Below are 23,490 nucleotides of genomic sequence, written 5' to 3'. Positions count from 1 at the left end.
TACCGGCGGTCGTGGGCCGCCGGGAGAGACTGCACCGGTGAGCGAGACGGGAACCACGGATCCGCAGCGGACCGCCGAGGAGTCGGCCGCGGCCATGCGCGCCGCGGACCACGCCGCACGGGCGGCGGACGTCGAGATCGTCGACGTCGGGCCGGGCCGGGCGGTCGCCACGATGACGGTCTCCGGCGAGCACGCGAACGGCCACGGCGTCTGCCACGGCGGCTACCTCTTCCTGCTGGCCGACTCGGCGATGGCGTACGCCTGCAACGCCTACGGGGTGTCCGCGCTCGCGACCGGAGCGGACATCGCGTTCCTGCGGCCGGCAGCTACCGGCGAGGTGCTCACCGCCGAGGCGGTCGAGCGGTCGCTCGCGGGACGGTCCGGGCTCTACGACGTCACCGTCCGGACCGGGGACGGCACCGTCGTCGCGGAGTTCCGCGGACGGACGCGGCTCGTGCCGGGGTTGGCGGCTCCGCCGCCCGTGAGTGGTTGAGTCGGTCCTGACCGAATCAACCCACTCACGAGGGCTCAGCTCAGGCCGTGCGGCTCCAGGAAGGCGGGGCGCAGCGAGGCGTCCGGCTCGTCGTAATACCGGTGGAAGACCGGGGTCTGCGAGCCGGACATCGGCGGGACGATCCAGCTCCAGTCCGCCGGGCAGCTGCGTCCGGCGGCCTCCTCCTTCTCCAGGTGGCGGAGGAACCGCTCGGACTCCGAGTGGTGGTCGGCCATGGTCACGCCGTCGGCGTCGAACGAGTAGGTGACGGCGCGGACCAGCTCCACCATCGCCCGGTCCTTCCACATGGTGCGGACGGACCGGGTGTCCAGGCCGAGCCGGGTGGCGATCTCCGGCAGGAGGTCGTAGCGGTCCGGGTCGGCCAGGTTGCGGGCGCCGATCTCGGTGTCGAGGTACCAGCCGTTGAACGGGGCCGCCGGATAGGTGATCCCGCCGATCTCCAGCGGCATGTTGCTGATCGCGGGCACCGAGTGCCAGCGCAGGCCCAGCCGCGCGAACCACGGGTGCTCGGGGTGGCGCAGCGGGACCTCGTGCACGGCGTCCGGCGGGACGTCGAACAGCCGGGACCGGCCGTCCGGACCGGTGATCAGCAGCGGCAGCACGTCGAACCGGCCCCGCGGCTGCGGACGCGGCCAGCCCATCGCGACGACGTGGTCGGTGAAGCCGGTCTGCGCCGGGTCACCGGTCACGGAGCCGTCCGGGTTGCGGTGGCCCGCGTACCGGACGAGCTGGTCGTTGCGGATCCGCGGACCGGGGCGGCCGGGGGCGTCGGGTGCGAACACCGTCATCGTCGAGCGGATCTTCCCGCCGCGGGTGGCCGCCCGCAGGTGCCCGACGCTCTCCTGTGCGACGTCCGCCGGGTCGTGCAGGTTCCGCAGGTCGCGGACCTGCAGCGACTGCCAGTAGAGCCGGCCGATGCAGCGCGCCGAGTTCCGCCACGCGACCCGGGCGCCGAACACGAGCTCGTGCGTGGTGTGGGTGTACGTGCCGCTCCGGTCGATCTCGCCGCGGACCTGGCGGAGCCGCTCCGCGAGCGGCGTCTCCGGCTGCGTCTCGACGTACACCTGACGCAGGAAATCCTCGGCGACGGCCGGGTCGACCGGGCGCGGGTTCCGCTCGTCGGCGACCCCGGAGGGCGGCGGGTGCCCGCCGGACCGGCCGTGCCCGGTGACGGGGCAGCCGCGCTGCGTGGCCGGGACGGCCGTCGTCGCGGCGCCGGGGCCGTCGACCCGGTTGAGGACGGTCGCCTGCTCGGCCTCCCGCGCCGGGACGGCGACGGTCGCCCGTTCGGGCGCCGGCGTCGCGACGGTGGCCTGGTCGACGTGCTCGCGGGTGACGACCGCGGTCGCCTCGGCGCCCGCGTCCGGCGCGACCGGTACTGCGGTCGTGGCCTCGACGGCCCCCGCCAGCGGTACGACGGCGACCACTCGGGTCCGCTGCTCCGCGGGACCCCCGGAGGTGTCGGTTCCGGGCGCCGGGGCGCCCTCCGACGGCGCCGTCCGCGGGCCGTCCGGGGTGCGCGGCGTCGGGCTCGGGCGGAAGCCGGACGGGCGCCGCACCGGCTGGGTCGGCTGCGCGGGCGCAGGCTGCTGCTGGCTTGTGGCGTGCTCCACCGTCGTCACGGGCGTCCTTCGGGGGTCACTCGAGCGGGGATACATCTCGGAGGATGTCACGATCGTAGTCGGTCACTCTGGGTATGTCATCGGGGGCGTTTCCGTGATCAGCGACGTAGAGGAGGTCACGGACGGGGCGCCCCTCCTCCTGTGCCCGGTCCTCGAACTTCGTGACCGGACGCCAGCCGGGCCTGGCCTGCCAGCCGTCCGGGCCCACCGGGAAGGCGTCGTCCGGACGCAGGTCCGGCTCCGCTGCGACCACCCGGCGCATCTGCTCGGCGTAGTGCGGCCAGTCGGTGGCCAGGTGCAGCAGCCCACCGGGGACCAGCCGCGACACGGCCAGCCGGACGAACTCCGGCTGGATCAGCCGCCGCTTGTGGTGGCGCCGCTTCGGCCACGGGTCCGGGAAGAAGATCCGCAGTCCGTCCAGCGACCGGGGCGCCACCGCGTGCTGCAGGAGTTCGACGGCGTCGCCGCGCAGCAGCCGCTGGTTGGCCAGTCCGCCCTGCTCGACGCGCATGAGCAGCTGGGCCAGCCCCGGCTCGTAGACCTCGACCGCGACGTGGTCGATCCCGGGCTCGGCCGCGGCCAGCAGCGCCGTCGTCTCCCCCATCCCGGAGCCGATCTCCAGCAGCACCGGCGCGGTGCGGCCGAAGGCGGCGTGCGGGTCCCAGGTGCCGGAGCCGACGATCTCGCCGATCTCCCCGCCCCACACCGGCCACAGCCGGCGCCAGGCCGACTCCTGGCCGTCGGAGAGTCGGACGCGCTGGTGGACGTAGGAGCGGATCCGGGTGTCGCGGGGGTCGGTGGCCTGCTCAGGCACCGGGGTCGTTCCGGCCGGCGGCGGGCAGCCGCACGTGCGCGGTCGCGCCGGGCAGCCGGCCGCGCACGTAGCCCGCGGCGGTCACGCCGAAGCAGGCGACGATCGCGGCCGCCGAGGCGGGGTTGCGGTCACGTGCCTCGCGGACCACGCCCTTGGGCAGCACCTTCATGGTGTAGCTGCTCTCGGTGGACAGCGAGTCACCGGTGCCGACGACCTTGGAGACGGCCGCCTTCGAGATGCCCTCGGCCCAGCCGCGGCGCAGCAGGTACTTCCAGGAGACCCGGTCGTCGGACACGCGGTGGTCGACCGCGGCCCTCGGCTCGAACAGGATCCGGGGGTTCCGGCCGTCGGCGGTGTAGGCCTGCCGGGCCCGGATGCAGAGCTCGGTCTCCTCGCAGCCCAGCGGGTTCTTCCCGATCCGGCCCATGTCCTCGGCGAAGCCGCCGACCCGCTTGAACACCTCGGAGCGCAGCGACATGTTGCAGCCCATGAGGTTGCGCATCTCGGCGCGCTCGGTGGGCTGGCCGGTGTAGGTGCAGCCGATGACCCAGTCCAGCTCGCCGGTCGCGTCGCGGTCGCCCGGCGTGGCGCCGGGGAGCGTGCGCGGACGCCCGTCGGGCCACTTCGGGTGCGCGATCCCGCCGACCCCGACGACGTCCGGGTCGGCGTAGGGCGCGAGCAGCGCGGCCAGCCAGCCCGGGCGGGCCGACGCGTCGTCGTCGAGGAAGACGACGACCTCGCCGGAGGCCAGTTCGACCGCGGTGTTCCGCGCGCCGGACAGGCCCTGGGTGCGTTCGTTCGCCACGACGACGACGCCGCGCGGCCCGAACTCCTGCTCGGCGCGCTCGAGCAGCCGGTCGTTGTGGTCGACAACCACGATCGTCTCGACCGGCCGGACCTCCTGGGCCTCGACCGACTCGACGGCGGCCTTGATGTCGAACCAGCGCTTCTCGGTGTAGACGCAGACGACGACACTGGCGGTCGGCAGGGCGCTCACGGCGTTCTCGCTCCTCGGGTCGGCGCACACCACGGTCGCGGGTCGCGCGACCGGTGGGTGGGTGTCGTCGAGCAGCGTCAGCGGGCGTAGCCCGAGGACTTGCGGCGCTGCTCCATGCGACGGTGCTCGGCCATCAGGGTACGCAGCACCCGGGTGCCGTCGGCGAAGGTCCGCAGGTTGGTCTCACCGAACATGCGCTCACGCTCGACGGACGGCACCTCGGTGATCTTCAGCTCGGCCGCGGCGACCCGGCAGTTCAGGACGGTCTCGATCTCGAAGCCGTCGCCCCAGAGCATCGAGCCGTCCTCCGGCTGCGGGGCGGCCGGGTCCGGCAGCTCCAGCTGCGGGATCAGGTCGGCCCAGAAGGCGTTGTAGCCGTAGCAGAGGTCGGAGTAGCGGGTGCCGAACAGCCGGTTCGCGACGGTGTTCAGCCCGGCGTTGCCGGACTTGCGCAGCAGCGTGATGTCGTCCGAGCCGCCGCCCTTGCAGAACCGGCTGCCCTTGGCGAAGTCGGCGCCGTTCACCAGCGCGTCGACGAAGGCCGGGATCTCGTTCGGGTCGGCCGAGCCGTCGGCGTCGAACATGACGATAACGTCACCGGTCGCGGCGGTGAATCCGCAGGCCATCGCGTTGCCCTTGCCCTTGCGGGTCTGGGTGATCACGCGGGACCAGGGCAGCGTGCGCCGGGCGACGGCGACCGTGTTGTCGGTCGAGTTGCCGTCGACCACGATGACCTCGTGCACGGCCGGGCGCACCGCGGCGATGGCCGGCAGCACGATCTCCAGGTTCCGCGCCTCGTTGCGGGTCGGCACGATCACCGAGACGGCCGGGTTCGCGCTGCGGCGCGGGGCCGGACGGGGCCGCGGGCGCCGGAAGCCCTCGGGGCCCTCCGGCTGCGGGGGCCGGGAACCGCCGTGGGGCCGGGCAGGCGTCGCCGGGAGGGGCGTCTGTCCCACTCCGGTGCCGGTCTGGTGCCCCGGGCGCGCGGGCGCGCTCGACTCGGGCGTGACGGCCGGGCGGGCGGGCGTAACGGCGCTCACACTTCCTCCATACAGGTCCGCTCTACTCGTCCAACGACGAAGTCACGGTCTGGTTGCGGTTCTCGTGTCGGGCGGCTTCCTCGGCCCCGACTGTGCAGACGTGCGGGCCACCGAAGGGGTTGCCCCGGTAGGTTGATCCGTCCGCATCCAGCGCGCGGTTCAGCGTGGTCCATGTCCCGGTCCGCCGGACCGGCGGGGGTGGTTGCGCAGTCCTACGCATCCCCCGCCGCACGGGACGCACCACCCTGTCCACATGTCGCCGAACCGCCGTCCCGCCCTCCTCGCGGCCGAGCTCCGCCCGGTGCTCGCACTGGCCAGGATGGACTGTGTCGCAGCACTGTCGTCGCAGGTCGACGGTCTGGTGGAGCGCGCGGCCCGGCAGCCGCGCCGGGCCGTGGACCCGGCCTGGTGGGCGGCGGAGCTCGGCGGGCCGGCGCGGGCGTTCGACGACGCCTGGGCCCGCGCCGCGGGCCCCGCGTCCCGCCGCGCCGCAGCCGCGGGGGCGTTGCGGCATCGGAGGTTGGAAGTGACACGTATCACTCACGGTGCGTCACGACCGGCCGCGCCGCCGCTGATCTCCGCGGCCACCGGGGGCGCTGCCGCGCCCCCGGCGTCGGTCGTCCCCCGCGCGGCCGGCGCGGCGCGGCGCGCCGGGTGCCGGCCTGTCGGGTGCGGTGCTCTCCGGGACGGTGCTGTCGGGATCCGCGGTCTCCGGCCTGGCCGGCGCCGGCCGCGCGCTGCCCGCGGCCTGGCCGGGAGCGCTGCTCGTGCTGTCCGGAGTGCTGCTGCTGGCGGGGGCGGGTGCCGGCCTGCGGGTGCGGGCGGTCCGGGAGACGCGGGCCCGCGAGGTCGCGGCGCGGGTGCGGACGGCGGTGCTCGCCGCGGCGGAACGGGAGCTCGTGCGCCGCTCACTGGACGTCGAGCGCGCGGCGGGGGCGCCGGCACGGCCGGCCGCCGGGGTGCGGGCGGCGCTGCGCGGTGTCGTGACCGGCGCCGGGCGCGGCACGGGGTCGGCAGGCGGGGCCGGTCGTGCGGCCTGACGGGCGCGCCGCGGCCCGGCACACGAGCGGTCCGGTGCCGGCCGTGCGGTGGCCCTGGGGGACGACGGCCGCCGCGGCGGCGGCCGGGGCGGCCCCCTGGTGGCTCGCGGTGCCGGTGCCGAGGGGTTCCGGGAACCTCCCGGCCGGGGGCTCGCGGGTTCCGGTGAGCGGCCCGGCCGCCCGCGACACCGACGGCGACGGTGCGCCGGACGCGCTCGTCGTCGACGTCCCGGGTGGTACGTCGATCTGGTCGGACCTCGACGGCGACGGCCTCGCCGACCACGTCCGGCACGTCGGACCGTTCGACGACCTGGTCGCCCGCACCCTGGAGGCGGGGAGGTAGGAGCCGGGGCTCAGTCCTCCGGCTGCTCCGACGGCGACCGCGGCTCGGGCTCCGCCGCACCGCCGCGCCGGAACCGGCCCGCTCCGCGCCGCTGCTCGGCGATCTTCTGGTCGATGTCCGCGGACATCTTCATCTGCCGGCGACGCTCCCGGATCCGCAGCAGCACCAGCATGCAGATGCCGTAGGCGATCCCGACGAGCAGCAGCACCACGCCGATCTTGAAGACGATCGTCTGCGCCGGGCCCGCGTCCTGGGGGAAGTCCGCGATCGAGATCATCGCGAGCACACCCAGGGTGAGCAGGTGGAACAGCACGACGAGCAGACGGTTGATCGAGTCGGCGGTCTCCTTGCTCTGGAAGACGTCCTCGAGGAACGGCTTCCCGGAGCGGAGCAGGATCTGGCCGACACCGACCGTGATCAGCACGCCGATGACGACCAGCGTCAGGTAGCCGCCGGTTCCCTCCACAGTGGGCCCCTCCCCGTGTCCGACCAGGGTGCGAGCCTACCCTGAGCGACCGCTCCGACGCGCTCCGCGAGTCCGGGGTTCATCCGGTTCAGGGGCGTGCGGCGAGCAGCGCCCTGAGGGTGTCGAGCAGCTCCTCCGGGGAGACGCCGCCGGTCAGCGGTGCGCCGGTGAGCGTGCGGAGGTAGAGGCCGTCGCCGACGAGCTGGACCAGCCACGCGAGGACCGGGTCGGTGATCTCCTCGCGGAGCGCGGCGAGGCCGTCGGCGTCGACGGCGGCCAGGGCCTCCCGGGCGAGCTCGCCGGAGGTGGTGCCGTCGGCGATCCGCAGCGTCGCGAGGTAGGTGCGGGTCAGGCCGGCCGGCGAGCCGCCGCCGGGCACCGAGGTGCGGAGGTAGTAGGCCACCGCGCCCTCGTCGTCGCCGCGCATGAACTCGGCGTCGGTGGCGCTGCGCTGCCGCAGCCGGTCCAGCAGGCCGGAGGCCAGCGACTCCTTCGAGTTGAAGTGGTAGAGCAGCCCGCCCTTGGAGACCTCGGCGGACGCGGCGACGGCGTCCAGCGTGGCCCCGCCGGGCCCCTGCTCGATCAGGAGGGTCTCGTACGCGTCGAGCACGCGGTCGCGGGCCGGTCCTGCTGCGTTCCGCCGCTCCGCCATGCGCGCACCCTACCGGCGGTGCCCCGCCTCACAGCCCCGGCCGCAGCGCTGGACTGTACCGTCCGGACGGTATATGACTGTACCGTCTGGACGGTACAGTCCAGCAGGTCTGCGAAGTGACGAGGAGACGAGAGATGTCACGGCCCGAGCTCACCGACCGGGCGGCACCGACGGCCCGGCCCGGTCCGCGTGCCTGGCTCGCGCTGGCGGTGCTGGCGATCCCGACCCTGCTGGTCTCGATCGACAACACGGTCCTCGGCGTGGCGCTGCCCGAGCTCACCGCGGCGCTGCGCCCGGACGCCACGACCCTGCTCTGGGTCGTCGACGTCTATCCGCTGGTGCTGGCCGGGCTGCTCGTCACGATGGGGACGCTCGGCGACCGCATCGGCCGCCGCCGGCTCCTCATGATCGGTGTCGGCGGGTTCGGCGCGGTCTCCCTCGCGGCCGCCTTCGCGACGTCGGCGGAGCAGCTCGTCGCCGCCCGTGCGCTGCTCGGTGTCTTCGGCGCGATGCTGATGCCCGCCACGCTCGCCCTGCTCCGGACCGTCTTCGTCGACCGCGTCCACCGGCGGCTGGCGCTCGCGATCTGGGCGACCGGGTTCGCCGCGGGGGCGGCGCTCGGCCCGATCGCCGGGGGCCTGCTGCTCGAGCACTTCTGGTGGGGCTCGATCTTCGTGATGAGCGTGCCGCCGATGGCCGTGCTCCTGGTGGTCGCGCCGCTGCTCCTGCCGGAGTCGCGTGCGGAGGCACCGGGCAGGCCGGACCCGGTCGGCGTGCTGCTGTCGCTGCTGGCGATGGGGCCGCTCGTACTGGCGATCAAGCTCGTCGGCTCCGGCGGGCTCACGCCTGCGGCCGGCCTCGCCGTGCTGGTGGGTGCCGGATCGGCGGTCGCGTTCGTGCTGCACTCCCGGCGCCGGGTCCGCAACGGACTGGACCCGCTGATCGACCTGGAGCTGTTCGCCCGGCCGGTGCTGCGCTACAGCGCGCTGGCCAACGCGACGACGATGTTCGGCCTGACCGGGCTATTGTTCTTCTCCGCGCAGTACCTGTAGCTGGTCCTCGGCGCCTCGCCGCTGCAGGCCGGGCTGCTCCTGCTCCCGGGCTTCCTGGTCACGACCCTGGCCGGGTTGCTCGCGGCCCGCCTCGCCCGGCGGTACCCGCTGCACGGGCTCGTCACGACCGGGCTGGCCCTGGTGCTCGCCGGCTTCGTCGCCTGCCTGTTCCTGCGGGCCGACTCCGCCGTCGCGCTCCTGATGTCGGCGGCGGTGCTGATCGGTGCGGGCATCGGGCTCTCCGAGACCGTCACCAACGACGCCATCCTCGCCGCGGCGCCGCCGGAGAAGGCGGGTGCCGCGTCGGCGGTGTCGGAGACGGCCTACGAGATCGGTGCGGTGCTCGGTACGGCCCTGGTCGGGGGCGTGCTGTCGGCGGTCTACCGGGCGGGCGTCGTGCTGCCCGACGGCGCACCGGCGGCGGCCGGGGAGACCCTGGGGGCCGCCGTCGGTGCCGCGGCGGACCTGCCGGCCGGGGTCGCCGACGCGCTCACGGCGTCGGCGCAGGAGGCCTTCGTCGCCGGGGCCGACGTCGCGGCCGGGGTGGCCGCCGTCGTCGTGGCGGTGGTGCTGGTGACGGCCGGGCTCGGGCTGCGCCGGGCGCACCGGACGGTGCTGGCAGCGGGTGCGACCGGTCTGGACGGGGACGCGGCACGGCGTTCCGGGGCCACCGCTGATCGCACGCGGTGAGCGAGCGGCAACCAGCTGTGACGATGCCGGGTGACCGTCCGGCGGCCCGGACGGGTGGTTCCGGCGACGCGCCGCCCGTCCGGTAGCCCGATCGGGGCTCACACGTGCCCCCGGCTGGTTCACTACGGCCGACCGCGGCGGCCGCGTCGTGCCGCCGGAGCCGACGTCATCCGGGAGCGATCCGTGCCGTACGAGGTGGTCAGCGCCTACACCCTGGTCCTGGGGGAGGCGGCGGTGGACGGCACCGCCGACGGCCGGCCCGAGGTGTCCGTGCACTCCACCGCCACCGACGCCTGGCGCGCGCTCGACACCGGCGTCCGGGAGCGGTGCGGCATGCGGCCGCGGCCGCGTCGCAGCATCGACCCGGACGCCGTCGTCCGGCTCGCGGACGCCTGGCGCGCGGCCGACCCGGACGCCCGCTACTGGCAGGTCACCGCGCACCGGCTCCCGATCATGCTGCCGGAGCTCGCCCGGCCGACCGCGGTGCCGGCCGTCCCCGCCCGCACCCCCTTACGCACTGCGAATGCCTAAGTCGGAACAAGGAATGCGTTGAATCGCGGGGTTCCGATCGACGAGTGTCTTTCCCTGACGCGAGTCCGCGCATTTCCGCCGCATCGTCGCGCGGCGTCGGCGAATACGTCACCCGCGCCGGGTTGCGTTCGTGTGACAACCCCGTCACCAGGGACGACGACGGCGTACGCGATTCTGTTCTGGATCGATCTACATGATCGGTGCTGTGCCTGACCTCTCAAAGAGGCCCATGGGTGCGTCCCGATTCCGCGGGTAGCCTCGCCGTACACCTTTTCCCGTCAGGGCCCGTACCGACTCCGGTAGCGGGCTCGCAGTAGTTCCCCCGGAGGACGGGCCGGGGCCGGCGAGGAGAACAGGACGACATGACTGCAGCGACCGTTCCGGGTACCGACCGCGCACCGACCACCAACCAGGGCGTCGTGGCCTGGGTTCAGGAGATCGCCGAGCTGGCCACCCCGGACCGCGTCGTGTGGTGCGACGGGTCCGAGGCGGAGTGGACGCGGTTCACCGACCAGCTGGTCGACCAGGGCACGATCGTGCGGCTGGACCCCGAGAAGAAGCCCAACTCGTTCTACGCGGCGTCCGACCCGGGCGACGTCGCGCGCGTCGAGGAGCGGACCTACATCTGCACCGAGACCGAGCGCGGCGCCGGGCCGACGAACAACTGGGTCGCCCCCGCCGAGATGAAGCGGACGATGACCGAGCTGTACCGCGGCAGCATGAAGGGCCGGACCCTCTACGTCGTCCCCTTCTGCATGGGCCCGACGGACGCGGACGACCCGAAGCTCGGCGTCGAGATCACCGACTCCGAGTACGTCGTCATCTCCATGCGGATCATGACCCGGATGGGCGCGGACATCCTGCCGCTGCTCGACGCGGCCGGTGACCGCTGGGTCAAGGCGCTGCACTCGATCGGCGCCCCGCTCGCCGACGGCCAGGCCGACGTGCCGTGGCCGCACAACGAGGACAAGTACATCAGCCACTTCCCGGAGACCCGGGAGATCTGGAGCTACGGCTCCGGCTACGGCGGCAACGCCCTGCTCGGCAAGAAGTGTTACGCGCTGCGCATCGCCTCGGCCATGGCGCACGACGAGGGCTGGCTCGCCGAGCACATGCTGATCCTCAAGCTGATCAGCCCGGAGGAGAAGGCGTACTACGTCGCGGCCGCGTTCCCGAGCGCCTGCGGCAAGACCAACCTCGCGATGCTGCAGCCGACCATCCCGGGCTGGCGTGCCGAGACCGTCGGCGACGACATCGCCTGGATGCGCTTCGGCGAGGACGGCAGGCTCTACGCCACCAACCCCGAGTTCGGCTTCTTCGGCGTCGCGCCGGGCACCAACTGGAAGACCAACCCGAACGCGATGCGCACCATCGAGGCCGGGAACGCGCTGTTCACCAACGTCGCGCTGACCGACGACGGCGACGTCTGGTGGGAGGACCTGGAGGGTGACCCGCAGCACCTGACCGACTGGAAGGGCAACGACTGGACGCCCGACTCCGGCGTCAAGGCCGCGCACCCGAACTCCCGCTACACCGTGCCGATCGACCAGTGCCCGGTCGTCGCCCCGGAGTGGAACGACCCGAAGGGCGTGCCGATCTCGGCGATCCTGTTCGGCGGCCGCCGCAAGACCACCGTCCCGCTGGTCACCGAGGCCCGCAGCTGGCAGCACGGCACCTTCATGGGCGCCACCATGTCGTCGGAGAAGACCGCGGCCGCGGCCGGCAAGGTCGGCGAGGTCCGCCGCGACCCGATGGCCATGCTGCCGTTCCTCGGCTACAACGTCGGCGACTACTTCGCGCACTGGGTGAACGTCGGCAAGAGCGCCGACGAGGGCAAGCTGCCGAAGATCTTCTACGTCAACTGGTTCCGCCGTGGCGAGGACGGCCGCTTCCTGTGGCCCGGGTTCGGCGAGAACAGCCGCGTCCTGAAGTGGGTCATCGAGCGGCTGGAGGGCTCGGCGGCTGCCGTCGAGACCCCCATCGGCTTCGTGCCGACCGCCGACCAGATCGACCTCGAGGGCGTCGACGCCGAGCGCGCCGACGTCGAGGCCTCGCTGGCCGTCGACGTCGAGGAGTGGAAGGCCGAGATCCCGCTCATCGAGGAGTGGTTCGAGAAGATCGGTGACGACAACCTGCCGTCGTCGATCCGCGACGAGTTCGAGGCCCTGAAGCAGCGCCTCGGCGCCTGACCGGGAGCCCACCGGAGCCCCCGGCGGCCACTGGCCGCCGGGGGCTCCCGTGTGTCCGCACCCTCCGCGGGCGGTCCTCCGCGGCGACTCCATAACGTCACACCGCGCAACGATGACAGCCGTGATTGCGCGACGTAACGTCCCCGACCGGGCCGGCGCCGGCGGGGCACCGGTCGCGCACGGTGCACGGAGGGGGCGTCATGGTCACGACGGAGCGGCCGCGGGAACCCGAGGGACCCGGCACGGGAACGGCCGGTCCCCGGCGCCGTGACCCGAGGCAGATCGCGATCTGGACGGCGGTCGCCGTCGTCGGTGCCGTCGCCTGGGCGATCGTCGCGTTCGTCCGGGGCGAGCAGATCTCGGCGGCCTGGCTGGTCTTCGCCGCCGTCGCGTCCTACGCGATCGCCTACCGCTTCTACTCCCGCTGGATCGCGCACCGGGCGCTGCGGGTCGACGACACCCGGGCGACCCCGGCCGAGCGCCTCGACGACGGGCAGGACTACCAGCCCACCGACCGGCGCGTCCTGTTCGGACACCACTTCGCCGCGATCGCCGGTGCGGGCCCGCTGGTCGGGCCGGTGCTGGCCGCGCAGATGGGATACCTGCCCGGCACAGTCTGGATCATCGTCGGCGTCGTGTTCGCCGGCGCGGTCCAGGACATGGTCACGCTGTTCTTCTCGACCCGCCGTGGCGGCCGCAGCCTGGGCCAGATGGCCCGCGAGGAGATCGGGCCGGTCGGCGGGATCGCCGCCATCGTCGCCGTCCTCGCGATCATGGTCATCCTGCTGGCGGTGCTCGCGCTGGTCGTCGTCCAGGCGCTGGCCGACTCCCCGTGGGGCACGTTCTCGCTGGCGATGACGATCCCGATCGCCCTGTTCATGGGCGTCTACCTGAGGTACCTGCGCCCCGGGAAGATCATCGAGGCGTCGGTCCTCGGGGTCGCGCTGCTGCTGCTCGCGATCGTCGGCGGCGGCTGGGTGCAGGACTCGTCGTGGGGCGAGGTCTTCCACCTCTCGGCGAACCAGCTGACCCTCGCACTGGTCGTCTACGGCTTCGCCGCGTCGGTGCTGCCGGTGTGGATGCTGCTGGCGCCACGGGACTACCTGTCGTCGTTCATGAAGGTCGGCGTCGTCGTGCTGCTGGCCGCGTCGATCGTGCTGGCCTGGCCGACGCTGCAGATGGCGCCGCTGACCCGGTTCGCCTCGGACGGGCTCGGCCCGGTCTCGGCGGGCTCGCTGTTCCCGTTCGTGTTCATCACGATCGCCTGCGGTGCGCTGTCCGGCTTCCACGCGCTCGTCGCGTCCGGCACGACGCCCAAGCTGATCCAGAAGGAGTCCCAGGTCCGGGTGATCGGCTACGGGGCGATGCTCACGGAGTCGTTCGTCGCGATCATGGCGCTCGCCGCGGCCTGCATCCTCGACCCCGGCCTGTACTTCGCGATGAACATGCCGGCCACCGTGCTCGGGCCGACGGTGGAGTCGGCGTCGGCGGCGGTGCAGCAGATCGGGTTCACGATCTCGCCCGCGGACCTCGCCGCGGCGGCGTCGGCTGTCGAGGAACAGACGCTGGTCGGCCGCTCCGGCGGCGCCCCGACCCTGGCGGTCGGCCTGTCGACCGTGTTCTCCGAGGTCTTCGGCGGCGACGCGCTGCGGGCCTTCTGGTACCACTTCGCGATCATGTTCGAGGCGCTGTTCATCCTCACCACGGTGGACGCCGGCACCCGGGTCGGGCGCTTCATGCTGCAGGACACCGTCGGCAACGTCTGGCCGCGGTTCGCCGACACGAGCTGGAAGCCGGCCGCATGGCTGTCCAGTGCGGTGATCGTCGGTGCCTGGGGCTACCTGCTCTACGCCGGGGTGAAAACGACCCGCTGGGCGGCATCCACCAGCTCTTCCCACTGTTCGGCATCGCGAACCAGCTGCTCGCCGCCGTCGCGCTGGCGGTCTGCACGACCCTGCTGATCAAGACGGGACGCGCCCGGTACGCCTGGATCACGCTGGTCCCGCTGGTGTTCGACGCGGCGGTGACACTGACCGCGAGCTACCAGAAGATCTTCTCGGACAACCCGAAGCTCGGCTTCTGGGCGCAGCGGGCGCAGTACCAGGACGCGCTCGACGCCGGGAAGACCAGCATGGGCACCGCGAAGTCGGTGGAGGACATGCAGCAGGTCGTGTTCAACACGACCCTCGACACCGCTCTCACCGCGCTGTTCGCGGTCCTCATCGTCGTCGTGCTGGCCGACTCGGTCCGGGTGTGGATCGCGGCCCTGCGCGGGCGCCCGCTGCGCAGCGGTACCGAGGACCCGTACGTCGAGTCGCGGATCTGGGCACCGTCGGGTCTGGTACCGACCCGGGAGGAGCGGGCGCGGGAGCGCGAGCTCAGCGAGAGCGGGACGGGCGGATGAGCCGGCTGCGGTCGCTCTGGCGGTTTGTGCGCGAGCTGGCCGGGGAGCGGGACTACGAGCGCTACCTGGAGCACCGGGCACGTCACCATCCGGGCGCGCCGGTGCTGTCCGAGCGTGCCTTCTGGCGGGAACGGACCGACCGCCAGGACCGGGTTCCGTCCGCCCGGTGTTGCTGACGGGGGATTTCACTCTCTCGGAGCAGTGTGCCCTGTACAGCTGTCACTCAGGGTGGTGCGCGGAGGCTGCGCGTGTGGCGTCGTTGCGTGATGTCGTGAGAGATCGGCGCAGCGTGACGATGTGACAGGTAGCCTCTGGAGGGGACCGGACCGATCCCGCGGTGTCCCGTTCGGGTCGAGGCCTCGTCGCTGATCGTGACGAGATCCGGTTCGGCCCGGAACGGAGCACGCGGCGGGACGGAACGCCGCGCGCTCCACGGCGATACACACCGTGAGCGCCGTCCTCGGTGCGGGAATGCTGGTTACGGCGGAGGTGTGAGGCGCGATGCTGGATGTCCGGGTGTCCGAGGGCACGGACCCGGAGGCTCTCGTCGCGTTCGTGGAACGACTGGCGGGCAGCGGCCGGGGTGGACCGGCGACCGGGGCGGCTCGGTCGCGGATCGTCGACGAGGTGCACGACGGCCGGGTCCCCGCAGGTATCCGCACCCTGGCCGGTGCGCTGGAGTCCCCCGTACCGCCGCGTCAGCGGCGTGGCGACGAGGACGAGGAGACTCTGCTCGGTGCGGTCTCCGAGGAGCCGCTGGTCGTCCTGTCCGAGGCCGGTCCGGCCGAGCTGGCCCGCGCGCTCGCCGACCTGACCGGCTACGGCATGCGGGTCCTCCTGACCGGTGCGCAGGCCGAGCGGCTCGGCGCGGTGCGCGCCGCGCTGCCCGCGGACGTCGCCGGCCGGGTCGTCGACCGGCTGCCGGCACTCCCCTCGACCGAGCTGCGGCGGCTCCGCAGGCTGCTCGCGACCGCCGGCGTCGACCGGTACGGCCGCGCCGGCCAGCAGCTCCCGCCGGAGGACGCGCTGCCCGGCCCGGCCGACGTCGCGGGCTGTTGCGACCGGGCGAACCGGGTGGTCGACGGCACCGACACCGGCGCCTCCGGTGAGGCCCGCATCGTGCCCGGGCTGCTGCGCGATCTCGAGATCGACCGGCGGGCCGCGGTCACCCAGGTCGCGCGGTGCGCGCTCGCGTCGCTGGAGACCCTGACCGGGGCTCCCGACGCCGACCGGCTGCAGGGCGTCGCCGGTCGGCTGGTGCACAGCGGGCTGCGGGCCGAGTTCGAGTCGCTGCAGGGCCTCGCCGCCCGCCAGCGCGACGACCGGGCCCGCCTCGCGAGCGGTGCGCGCGTCGAGGTGGTGGAGCCGCTGCCCGAGGGCGGCGACGTCACGATCCGCCGCTACCTCGACTTCCTCGACAGCGGCGGGCGCAGCCGCTCGTACTTCAAGCCGCAGGAGCAGAAGGAGGCCGAGCCGTTGCTGCGCGGCTTCCGCCTCGACGGCGCGGCCCCGCAGACCTACGACCAGATCGCCACCGTCTCCCAGCACCTGCACCTCGCCCGGCGCGACGACGAGATCGCCCGGCTGTGCTCGGTGCTCGGCCTCCCCGTCCCCCGCTCGCCGCAGGACCTGCCCGGTCTCGTCGACGCGCTGGACAAGATCGCAGCCGCCGCCCGGTCCGTCGGGGCGCTGCGGCACGACGTGCTGTTCCTGCAGCAGGACTCGCCGGTCTCGGTCCCCGACCTGGCCGCCGCCGAGCGGGTGGCTCGGGCCATCGTCGACTACGACGAGCACGGTGACCCGGCCGAGGCCGCGGACGAGCTCGAGCGCCTCGCGCTCCGGTGCGAGGCCGCGGTGCCGTTCGACGCGACCGCCCCCGAGCACACCGCGGTCGTCGCGGCGCTGCGCCGGCACGACGCGGAGGCCTACGCCGCGGCGCTGGAGGAACTGGGTCGCGCCCGCCGGGAGATGCTGGACCGCGACGAGCTGCAGCGGCTGCTGGGTGAGCTGTCGGCGTCGCACCCGGACCTGGCGCGGGCCTGGGCGGCCGACGGCGCGGCGGAGGTGCCCGGCTTCGGGCTGCTGCACGTGGCGGGCAGCGACGACCTGCTCCGGAACCTGCCGTCGGCGGACTCGGCCGACCTGGTCGTCGTGCTGGGGGCCGGGGCGCTGCAGGCCGACGGCCTGCTGCTGACCGCGGCCGCGCCGCGGATGCTCGCCGTCGTCGGGGACGAGCCGCGTGCCGAGTCGTCCGGGACGACCCTGCTCGAGGTGCTCAACCAGGCGTCGGCGCGGTTCCTGCGCGGCACCGGCACACCGGCCGGCGAGTCGTCCGGCACCGGCGCGGAGGTGCCGGTCGCCGACGTGCCGGTCCCGGCCGTCCCCCCGGAGTCGTCGGTCCCGGACCGGGCCGGCGTCGCCGACATCGTGTCCGCCCCGGCGGTGCCGGCCCCGCGGACCGGTCCCCCGGCCGCCGGTGGCGAGAGCCGCCCGTCGGCGCCGTCGGCGATGGCCCCGGCCCGGCGCGGTACCGAGCGGAGCTGACCCCGAGCCCGGCCGGGCTCAGCCCGAGCCGACCGCGCGGATGCTGTCGGCGATCCGGTCCAGCAGCTCGAACGGGTCCGCGGCCGGTGGCCGCACCCGTTCCCAGCGTCCGCGGGAGCCGGGTGCGGCCGGGATGTAGAGGGTCCAGCTGCCCGCCTCCGGGTCGTCGGCGCGCAGCTGCGCCAACGCCGTCGACGCCCACGCCGCTCCCAGCTCGGGGAAGGCGGGCGGCCGCCGGTCGAGGATGGTGACGACGTCGCCGGCGGTCGTGTAGCCGATCCGCCGCCGGTCACGTTCCCCTGCGGGCACCAGCTCCGCGCACCACGCCGCGAGTTGCTCGCGTACCTGCTCCGGAACTCCCATGGTGCGCATGGTCCCGGATCGGGGTGGGCGCGCCAACCCCGGGGGACCGTCCCGTCCCACCGGACGGCCGGGCGCCGCGTCGCGGCCGGTCGAGGCACTACCGTCCGCGGTATGGCAGAGCACGAGGTGAGCCGATTCGGGCACGTCGACCTCGACGGTCTCCCGCCGGACCTGGCGGAACGGATCGGCGCGATCGCGGAGAGGTCGGGTTTCGTCCCGAACGTCTTCCGCGCGCTGGGCCGCCGTCCGCGGGAGCTGCGGGCGTTCCTGGACTACCACGACGCGCTGATGGACTCGGACGACGGACTGTCCCGGGCCGAGCGGGAGCTGGTCGTCGTCGCGACCTCGGGGGCGAACCACTGCACCTACTGCGTCGTCGCCCACGGCGCGATCCTGCGGATCCGCTACAAGGACCCGGAGATCGCGGACCGGGTCGCGACGAACCCGTACGCGGTGGAGCTCTCCGAGCGCGAGCGCGGGATCGTCGACCTTGCGCTGCTGATCGCCCGGCAGTCCGAGGCACTCACCGAGGCCGACCTCGACGACGCCCGCGCCGCAGGCCTGACCGACGACGAGATCTGGGACGTCGGCGCGATCACGGCACTGTTCGCGATGTCGAACCGGCTCGCGCACCTCACCGCGCTGCGCCCGAACCCGGAGTTCTTCCTGATGGGCAGGCAGCCCCGCTAGAGCACCTTCGACAGGAACGCGCGGGTGCGCTCCTCCTGCGGGTCGGAGAGCACCGCGCGCGGGTCCCCGGCCTCGACGATCCGGCCCTCGTCCATGAACACCAGTGTGCCGCCGACCTCGCGGGCGAACCCCATCTCGTGCGTCACGACGACCATCGTCATGCCGTCGCGCGCGAGCTCGCGCATCACGTCGAGCACCTCCCCGACGAGCTCCGGGTCCAGCGCCGAGGTCGGTTCGTCGAACAGCATCAGCGACGGCCGCATGGCCAGCGCGCGGGCGATCGCGACCCGTTGCTGCTGCCCGCCGGAGAGCTGGGCGGGATAGGCGTCGGCGCGGTCCGTGAGGCCGACGCGTTCCAGGAGCTCCTGGGCGTCCCGGCGGGCGTCGGCCCGCTTCCGGCCGCGGACGACGACCGGTGCCTCCATGACGTTCTCCACCGCCGTGCGGTGCGGGAACAGGTGGAAGCGCTGGAACACCATCCCGATGTCCCGGCGCTGCCGGCCCAGCGCGGCCTCGGAGAGCCGGTGCAGCCGTCCGCCCCGCTCCTCCAGGCCCATCAGCGCGCCGTTCACCCGCAGTCGTCCGGTGTCGATGCGCTCCAGGTGGTTGATGCAGCGCAGCAGCGTCGACTTGCCCGAGCCGGACGGCCCGATCACGCAGCACACCTGGCCCGGCTCGACCACCAGGTCGACGCCGCGCAGCACCTCGACGTCGCCGAAGCTCTTGCCGACGTCCTCGATCTGCACCATCGGCGTGCCCACGGTGTCGCTCACGACGCACCTCCGCTCGTCCCGGCCAGCTTCCGCAGCAGCGACGGGCCCGGGGCACCCGCGGCGACACCGCGCCCGAACCGGCGCTCGACGGCGCGCTGCCCGACCGTCAGCAGCGACGTGAGCACCAGGTACCAGGCGGCCGCCACGATCAGCAGCGGGATGACCTCGAAGTTCGCCGAGTAGATCCGCTGCACCGAGGTGAGCAGCTCCAGGTACCCGATGACGACCACCAGCGACGTCGTCTTCAGCATGCCGATCGTCTCGTTGCCGGTCGGCGGGACGATCACCCGCATCGCCTGCGGCAGCACCACCCGGCGCAGCGTCTGGGCGCGGGTCATGCCGAGCGCCCCGGCCGCCTCGGACTGGCCGCCGTCGACCGACTGGATCCCGGACCGCACGATCTCGGCCATGTACGCGGCCTCGTTCAGCCCGAGCCCCAGCAGGGCCGCGGCGAACGGGCTGATCAGCGTGTTCGTGTCGACGACGACGAACTCCGGCCCGAACGGGATCCCCAGCGACAGCCGCGGGTAGAGCGCGGAGAGGAAGTACCAGAACAGGAGCTGCGCGATCAGCGGCGTCCCGCGGAACACCCACAGGTAGACGGCGGCGACCGAGCTGAGCACCGGGTTCGGCGACAGCCGCATCACGGCCAGCCCGATCCCGCCCGCGATGCCGATCGCCATCGACAGCGCCGTCAGCACCAGGGTGTTGCGCAGGCCGTTGAGCACGGGCTCGGAGAACAGGTACTCGCCGACCGTGCCCCAGCGGAAGTTCTCGTTGGTGAGCAGCGTGTTGACCAGCATCGACGCCAGCACGGCGAGCACCGTGACCGCGACCCAGCGCAGCGGGTGCCGGACGGGAACGGCGTCGCGTGGCTCCGGACGGGCCCCGGGCGATGTCATCGGCCGACCTCCGAGGTCGTGATCGCGCCGTCGCCGACGTTCCAGCGGTCGAGGATCCGCCGGTAGGTGCCGTCGTCGATCAGCTCCTGCAGTGCCGCGCGCACCGGGTCGCTCAGCTCCCCGTCCTTCGGGAGGACGATCCCGTACGGCGCGGTGTCGTAGGGCCGTCCGACGATCTCGGTGGTGCCGCGCGACTGCGTCACCGCGTAGGACGCGACCGGCGAGTCCGCCAGCATCGCGTCCACCCGGTTCGCGACGAGTGCCAGCGTCACGTCGGTCTGGGCCAGCAGCTCCGTCACCCGGATCGGCTCCCGCCCGGCGCCGACGCACGCCTCGTCCCGGCCCACGACCTCCTCGGTCTGGGTCGTCCCGGCCTGCACCCCGACCGGGCGCCCGCACAGGTCGTCCGGCGTGATGCCCTCCGGGTTCCCGGCCGCGACGACCAGGCTCGTCCCGGCCGAGAAGTACGACACCATGTCGACCACCCCGGACCGCTCCGGGTTGATCGTGAACGACGACATCCCGGCCTCGTACCGGCCGCCCTGCACGCCGGGGATGATCCCGGAGAACTGGCCGGTCTCGTACCGGACACCGAGGCCGAGCTTCGCGGCGACCGCGGTGCCGAGGTCCACGCTCATCCCGACGACGGTCGAGCCGTCCGGCGCGGTGAACTCGTTCGGCGGGTACGTCGGTTCGACGCCGACGGTGAGCACGCCGTCGGCGCGGACCGCCGCCGGGACGCGTGCGGCGAGGGCGTCGTCGCGGGCCACCGCGGGCAGCGGCGTGTCCGACCCCGGGGCGACGCCGGCGCCCGCGGCCGGGTCGCGCCCGCCGCTGCCGTCACCGCCGACCCCGCAACCGGCCAGCGCCAGCACGGCGGCGACGGCGAGCCCGGCGAACGGGCGTGCGCGACGGCGTCGCAGACGGGTCATCGTGTGGTCCAGACAGTCGAACCGGACGTGCTCGGAACGGCACGATCGTGCCACCGCCCGGTCCCACCACCGTCGGTCGGGCCGTCCGGGCGGGGAACTTCCTGCCGCCGGGCACGCGTTCCCCTACCGTGGGTTCGACGAGACACGCGAGCCCGCGGCCCCTCGAGGAGCCGCGCCCCGTCACGGAGGTCCAGACACGATGTCCCTGATCCGACGACTCACCGTCCTCGCCGGTGCCGTGGAGGCCGCCCGCCGCTACGCCCGGTCCAACCCGGACAAGGCCGGCAAGGCCCTGGACTCCGCCGCCCAGTTCGTGGACAAGCAGACCAAGGGCAAGTACACGAACCAGATCTCGGGCGCCGCGCGCAAGGCCAAGGACGCGGCCGGCATCCCGCAGCCGGGCTTCGGCTACGGCGCCCCCGGCACCACGCCGCCGGCCCCGGGCCGCCCGGGCAACCCGCCGGTCCAGGGCAACGGGCAGCCGACCACGCCGAACCCGCAGCAGCCGCCGGCGTTCCCGCCGCCGTCGCCGGGGCAGCAGGGCTCCTGAGGCCCCCGGCGTCCGGCCCCGGCACCGCGCGCGGTGCCGGGGCCGTCGTGTGTGGACACCACGGGCGGCTCTCCTGTCCCCGGCGCCCGCTCCCGTGCCAGGATCGGCGGTGACGCGACGGCGCGTCCCTGGCCCGCCCACCCGTGCGGGTCACGGCGGAAGAACCATCCGGCCGGTACCCCGGCCCGGGTGACCCCCGAGGAGGTACGCCGTGCAGGAACCGCAGGCGTGGGTACCGACCGATCCGCGGTCACGCCCCAGCCCGAACCAGGTCGTCGCCGGTCTGAAGGGGGTCGACGAGGGCGGCGCCGAGCTCGTCCAGCTGCTGACCCCGGAGGGTGAGCGGGTGCCGGACGAGCGGTTCGACCGCTACGCCGACGACATCACCGTCGACGACCTGAAGTCGCTCTACAGGGACCTGGTCCTGGTCCGCCGGGCCGACCGCGAGGGCAACTCGCTGCAGCGCCAGGGCGAGCTGGGGATCTGGGTGCCGCTGCTCGGGCAGGAGGCCGCCCAGGTCGGGTCCGGGCGCGCGCTGCGCCCGACGGACATGTGCTTCCCCAGCTACCGCGAGCACGGCGTCGCCTGGACCCGGGGCGTCGACCCGACCGAGCTGCTCGGGATCTTCCGCGGCACCGACCACGGCGGCTGGGACTTCACGGGGAAGCGCTTCCACCCGTACACGATCGTCATCGGCAACCAGTGCCTGAACGCCGCCGGGTACGCCATGGGCCAGCGGTTCGAGTCGAAGGTGGGCGACCCGGAGACGGGTGAGGCCACCATCTGCTACTTCGGCGACGGCGCGACCAGCCAGGGCGACGTCCACGAGGGCTTCGTCTGGGCCGCCGCGTACGACGCCCCGCTGGTCTTCTTCTGCCAGAACAACCAGTGGGCGATCTCGGTGCCGCTGGACCGGCAGACCCGGGTGCCGCTCTACCAACGCGCCCGCGGCTACGGCTTCCCCGGCGTCCGGGTCGACGGCAACGACGTGCTCGCCTGCCTGGCCGTCACCCGCTGGGCGCTCGAGGAGTGCCGCACGGGCAACGGCCCGGTCCTGATCGAGGCCTTCACCTACCGGATGGACTCGCACACCACCTCCGACGACGCCACCCGCTACCGGCTCGCCGACGAGGTCGAGCTGTGGAAGCTCAAGGACCCGATCGAGCGGGTCCGGGTGCACCTGACGCGCCGGCACGGCGTCGAGCCGGAGTTCTTCGACGGCGTCGACGGCGAGGCGGACGCGCTCGGCGAGCGCCTGCGCGCGTTCTGCCGGTCGATGCCGCAGCCCGGCCCGGAGCGCATGTTCTCCGAGGTCTACGCGCAGGCGTCGCCGCAGGTCGACGGCCAGCGCGACGAGTACCTGGAGTACCACGCGTCCTTCACCGGCGAGGAGGCGTCCTGATGGCGACCACGCTGGCCAAGGCGCTCAACGACGGACTGCGCGCCGCGATGGAGCGTGACCCGAAGGTCCTGGTCATGGGTGAGGACGTCGGCCGGCTCGGCGGCGTCTTCCGGATCACCGACGGGCTCCAGAAGGACTTCGGCGAGCAGCGCGTGCTCGACACCCCGCTGTCCGAGTCCGGGATCATCGGCGCCGCGGTCGGGCTCGCGGTGCGCGGGTTCCGGCCGGTCTGCGAGATCCAGTTCGACGGCTTCGTCTTCCCCGGCTACGACCAGATCGTCTCCCAGCTCGCGAAGCTCCGGTACCGGACGCAGGGCGCGGTCCCGGTCCCCGTCGTCGTCCGGATCCCGTTCGGCGGCGGGATCGGCGCGGTCGAGCACCACTCGGAGTCCCCGGAGTCGCTGTTCGCGCACGTCGCGGGGCTGAAGGTGGTGGCATGCTCGAACCCGGCCGACGCGCACTGGATGATCCAGCAGGCGATCCTCTCCGACGACCCGGTGATCTTCTTCGAGCCGAAGCGCCGGTACTGGGAGAAGGGCGAGATCGACACCGACCTCGGCGCGGCACCGCCGCTGCACTCCGCGCGGGTCGTCCGGCCCGGTTCGGCGCTGACCCTCGCCACCTACGGCCCGATGGTGAAGACCTGCCTCGACGCCGCCACCGCGGCCGCCGAGGACGGCCAGGACCTCGAGGTGATCGACCTGCGGACGCTGTCGCCGCTGGACCTCGGGCCGGTCGCCGAGTCGGTGCGCCGGACCGGACGGCTGGTCGTGGTGTCCGAGGCGCCGTCCGAGTCGTCGATCACCTCCGAGGTCGCCGCCCGGATCCAGCAGGAGTGCTTCTTCTCGCTGGAGGCCCCGGTGCTGCGGGTGACGGGGTTCGACACCCCGTACCCGCCGTCGCGGCTGGAGGACGAGTTCCTGCCCGACCTGGACCGGGTGCTCGACGCCGTCGACCGTTCGCTGGCCTGGTGAGGACCT

Annotated in this window: 22 protein-coding genes and 2 pseudogenes; 14 read left to right on the top strand and 10 right to left on the bottom strand. The window is 73.7% G+C overall.

The genetic code is table 11. The features are described 5' to 3' along the window. Positions 1–37: 37 nt before the first annotated feature. Positions 38–493 carry a hydroxyphenylacetyl-CoA thioesterase PaaI gene (gene paaI, locus Ae150APs1_RS16205; protein WP_075298651.1) on the top strand — a complete coding sequence of 152 codons (456 nt, stop codon included), beginning with the start codon at positions 38–40 and terminating at the stop codon, positions 491–493. A gap of 35 nt (positions 494–528) precedes the next feature. Here the strand turns inward: paaI and Ae150APs1_RS33655 are convergent. From Ae150APs1_RS33655 to Ae150APs1_RS16185, 4 genes and pseudogenes are all read right to left on the bottom strand, one after another. Further along, positions 529–1,632 (bottom strand): annotated as a pseudogene (locus Ae150APs1_RS33655) (nitric oxide synthase oxygenase); the annotation flags it as partial. Positions 1,633–2,152: 520 nt separating this feature from the next. Then, on the bottom strand, positions 2,153–2,950 hold the full coding sequence (gene trmB / locus Ae150APs1_RS16195) for a tRNA (guanosine(46)-N7)-methyltransferase TrmB (protein WP_075298648.1): 798 nt from the start codon (positions 2,948–2,950) through the stop codon (positions 2,153–2,155). Further along, entirely contained in the window at positions 2,943–3,947 is a 1,005-nt protein-coding gene (locus Ae150APs1_RS16190) for a glycosyltransferase (RefSeq protein ID WP_075302181.1), read from the bottom strand. Before Ae150APs1_RS16190 ends, trmB begins: the two co-directional genes overlap by 8 nt. Before the next feature lie 77 nt (positions 3,948–4,024). Continuing rightward, entirely contained in the window at positions 4,025–4,987 is a 963-nt protein-coding gene (locus Ae150APs1_RS16185) for a glycosyltransferase family 2 protein (protein WP_227012742.1), read from the bottom strand. 689 nt (positions 4,988–5,676) lie between these two features. Between Ae150APs1_RS16185 and Ae150APs1_RS16180 the strand changes: the two genes are divergently transcribed. Both Ae150APs1_RS16180 and Ae150APs1_RS16175 read left to right on the top strand, forming a co-directional pair. Further along, the gene (locus tag Ae150APs1_RS16180) at positions 5,677–6,027 is read left to right on the top strand and encodes a hypothetical protein (RefSeq protein WP_139316945.1); all 351 of its coding nucleotides are present in this window, start codon (positions 5,677–5,679) and stop codon (positions 6,025–6,027) included. Between the two features lie 34 nt (positions 6,028–6,061). Further along, complete coding sequence (locus Ae150APs1_RS16175) at positions 6,062–6,370, top strand: DUF6802 family protein (RefSeq protein WP_075298643.1); 309 nt, start codon at positions 6,062–6,064, stop codon at positions 6,368–6,370. Positions 6,371–6,380: 10 nt separating this feature from the next. On the opposite strand, the gene Ae150APs1_RS16170 is transcribed toward Ae150APs1_RS16175, so the two are convergent. Further along, positions 6,381–6,836 carry a hypothetical protein gene (locus Ae150APs1_RS16170; protein ID WP_010241904.1) on the bottom strand — a complete coding sequence of 152 codons (456 nt, stop codon included), beginning with the start codon at positions 6,834–6,836 and terminating at the stop codon, positions 6,381–6,383. Positions 6,837–6,924: 88 nt separating this feature from the next. Further along, a complete protein-coding gene (locus tag Ae150APs1_RS34340) occupies positions 6,925–7,488 on the bottom strand; it encodes a TetR/AcrR family transcriptional regulator (RefSeq protein ID WP_033200591.1) in 564 nt (187 codons plus the stop codon). 134 nt (positions 7,489–7,622) lie between these two features. Between Ae150APs1_RS34340 and Ae150APs1_RS33640 the strand changes: the two genes are divergently transcribed. From Ae150APs1_RS33640 to Ae150APs1_RS16130, 7 genes and pseudogenes are all read left to right on the top strand, one after another. Beyond that, positions 7,623–8,540 (top strand): MFS transporter, encoded by a 918-nt coding sequence (locus Ae150APs1_RS33640; protein WP_075298640.1) that lies wholly within the window; start codon positions 7,623–7,625, stop codon positions 8,538–8,540. After that, on the top strand, positions 8,541–9,230 hold the full coding sequence (locus tag Ae150APs1_RS33635; protein ID WP_283160269.1) for an MFS transporter: 690 nt from the start codon (positions 8,541–8,543) through the stop codon (positions 9,228–9,230). It abuts the gene before it with no gap. Positions 9,231–9,413: 183 nt separating this feature from the next. After that, entirely contained in the window at positions 9,414–9,761 is a 348-nt protein-coding gene (locus tag Ae150APs1_RS16150; protein ID WP_010241909.1) for a hypothetical protein, read from the top strand. A 362-nt stretch (positions 9,762–10,123) separates the two neighbouring features. After that, positions 10,124–11,950, top strand: a complete 1,827-nt coding sequence (locus tag Ae150APs1_RS16145; protein ID WP_010241910.1) for a phosphoenolpyruvate carboxykinase (GTP) — start codon at positions 10,124–10,126, stop codon at positions 11,948–11,950. A 200-nt stretch (positions 11,951–12,150) separates the two neighbouring features. After that, a pseudogene (locus Ae150APs1_RS16140) lies at positions 12,151–14,354 on the top strand (carbon starvation CstA family protein). Next, entirely contained in the window at positions 14,351–14,530 is a 180-nt protein-coding gene (locus Ae150APs1_RS16135; protein WP_010241913.1) for a CstA-like transporter-associated (seleno)protein, read from the top strand. Before Ae150APs1_RS16140 ends, Ae150APs1_RS16135 begins: the two are co-directional and overlap by 4 nt. 325 nt (positions 14,531–14,855) lie before the next feature. Next, a complete protein-coding gene (locus tag Ae150APs1_RS16130; protein ID WP_060574454.1) occupies positions 14,856–16,898 on the top strand; it encodes a hypothetical protein in 2,043 nt (680 codons plus the stop codon). Between the two features lie 18 nt (positions 16,899–16,916). On the opposite strand, the gene Ae150APs1_RS16125 is transcribed toward Ae150APs1_RS16130, so the two are convergent. Further along, positions 16,917–17,261, bottom strand: a complete 345-nt coding sequence (locus tag Ae150APs1_RS16125) for a hypothetical protein (RefSeq protein WP_010232052.1) — start codon at positions 17,259–17,261, stop codon at positions 16,917–16,919. 111 nt (positions 17,262–17,372) lie between these two features. Here Ae150APs1_RS16125 and Ae150APs1_RS16120 point away from each other — a divergent pair, with 111 nt between their 5' ends. Further along, positions 17,373–17,951 (top strand): peroxidase-related enzyme, encoded by a 579-nt coding sequence (locus Ae150APs1_RS16120; RefSeq protein WP_060574456.1) that lies wholly within the window; start codon positions 17,373–17,375, stop codon positions 17,949–17,951. Here Ae150APs1_RS16120 and Ae150APs1_RS16115 read toward each other — a convergent pair. Genes Ae150APs1_RS16115 through Ae150APs1_RS16105 form a run of 3 tightly spaced genes read right to left on the bottom strand, consistent with a single transcriptional unit; the run spans position 17,948 to position 20,558 of the window. Then, on the bottom strand, positions 17,948–18,700 hold the full coding sequence (locus Ae150APs1_RS16115) for an amino acid ABC transporter ATP-binding protein (protein ID WP_075302179.1): 753 nt from the start codon (positions 18,698–18,700) through the stop codon (positions 17,948–17,950). The genes Ae150APs1_RS16120 and Ae150APs1_RS16115 overlap by 4 nt on opposite strands. Before the next feature lie 20 nt (positions 18,701–18,720). After that, on the bottom strand, positions 18,721–19,626 hold the full coding sequence (locus Ae150APs1_RS16110; RefSeq protein ID WP_075298635.1) for an amino acid ABC transporter permease: 906 nt from the start codon (positions 19,624–19,626) through the stop codon (positions 18,721–18,723). Continuing rightward, on the bottom strand, positions 19,623–20,558 hold the full coding sequence (locus Ae150APs1_RS16105; RefSeq protein WP_083680442.1) for an ABC transporter substrate-binding protein: 936 nt from the start codon (positions 20,556–20,558) through the stop codon (positions 19,623–19,625). Before Ae150APs1_RS16105 ends, Ae150APs1_RS16110 begins: the two co-directional genes overlap by 4 nt. Positions 20,559–20,757: 199 nt before the next feature. On the opposite strand from Ae150APs1_RS16105, the gene Ae150APs1_RS34650 reads away from it, so the two are divergent. The 3 genes from Ae150APs1_RS34650 (at position 20,758) to Ae150APs1_RS16090 (ending at position 23,484) form a co-directional block, all read left to right on the top strand. Then, positions 20,758–21,108, top strand: a complete 351-nt coding sequence (locus Ae150APs1_RS34650) for an antitoxin (RefSeq protein ID WP_060574458.1) — start codon at positions 20,758–20,760, stop codon at positions 21,106–21,108. A 211-nt stretch (positions 21,109–21,319) separates the two neighbouring features. Next, positions 21,320–22,510, top strand: coding sequence for a thiamine pyrophosphate-dependent dehydrogenase E1 component subunit alpha (locus Ae150APs1_RS16095; RefSeq protein WP_010224214.1), 1,191 nt, complete (start codon positions 21,320–21,322; stop codon positions 22,508–22,510). Further along, complete coding sequence (locus tag Ae150APs1_RS16090) at positions 22,510–23,484, top strand: alpha-ketoacid dehydrogenase subunit beta (RefSeq protein WP_010224216.1); 975 nt, start codon at positions 22,510–22,512, stop codon at positions 23,482–23,484. The genes Ae150APs1_RS16095 and Ae150APs1_RS16090 overlap by 1 nt, the downstream gene beginning before the upstream one ends. Positions 23,485–23,490: the final 6 nt, after the last annotated feature.

Origin of the sequence: Pseudonocardia sp. Ae150A_Ps1, from assembly GCF_001932315.1 — a bacterium.
Lineage (GTDB): Bacteria > Actinomycetota > Actinomycetes > Mycobacteriales > Pseudonocardiaceae > Pseudonocardia.
The sequence above is the reverse complement of the archived record's forward strand: the minus strand, read 5'-3'. Positions and strand labels throughout refer to the sequence as shown.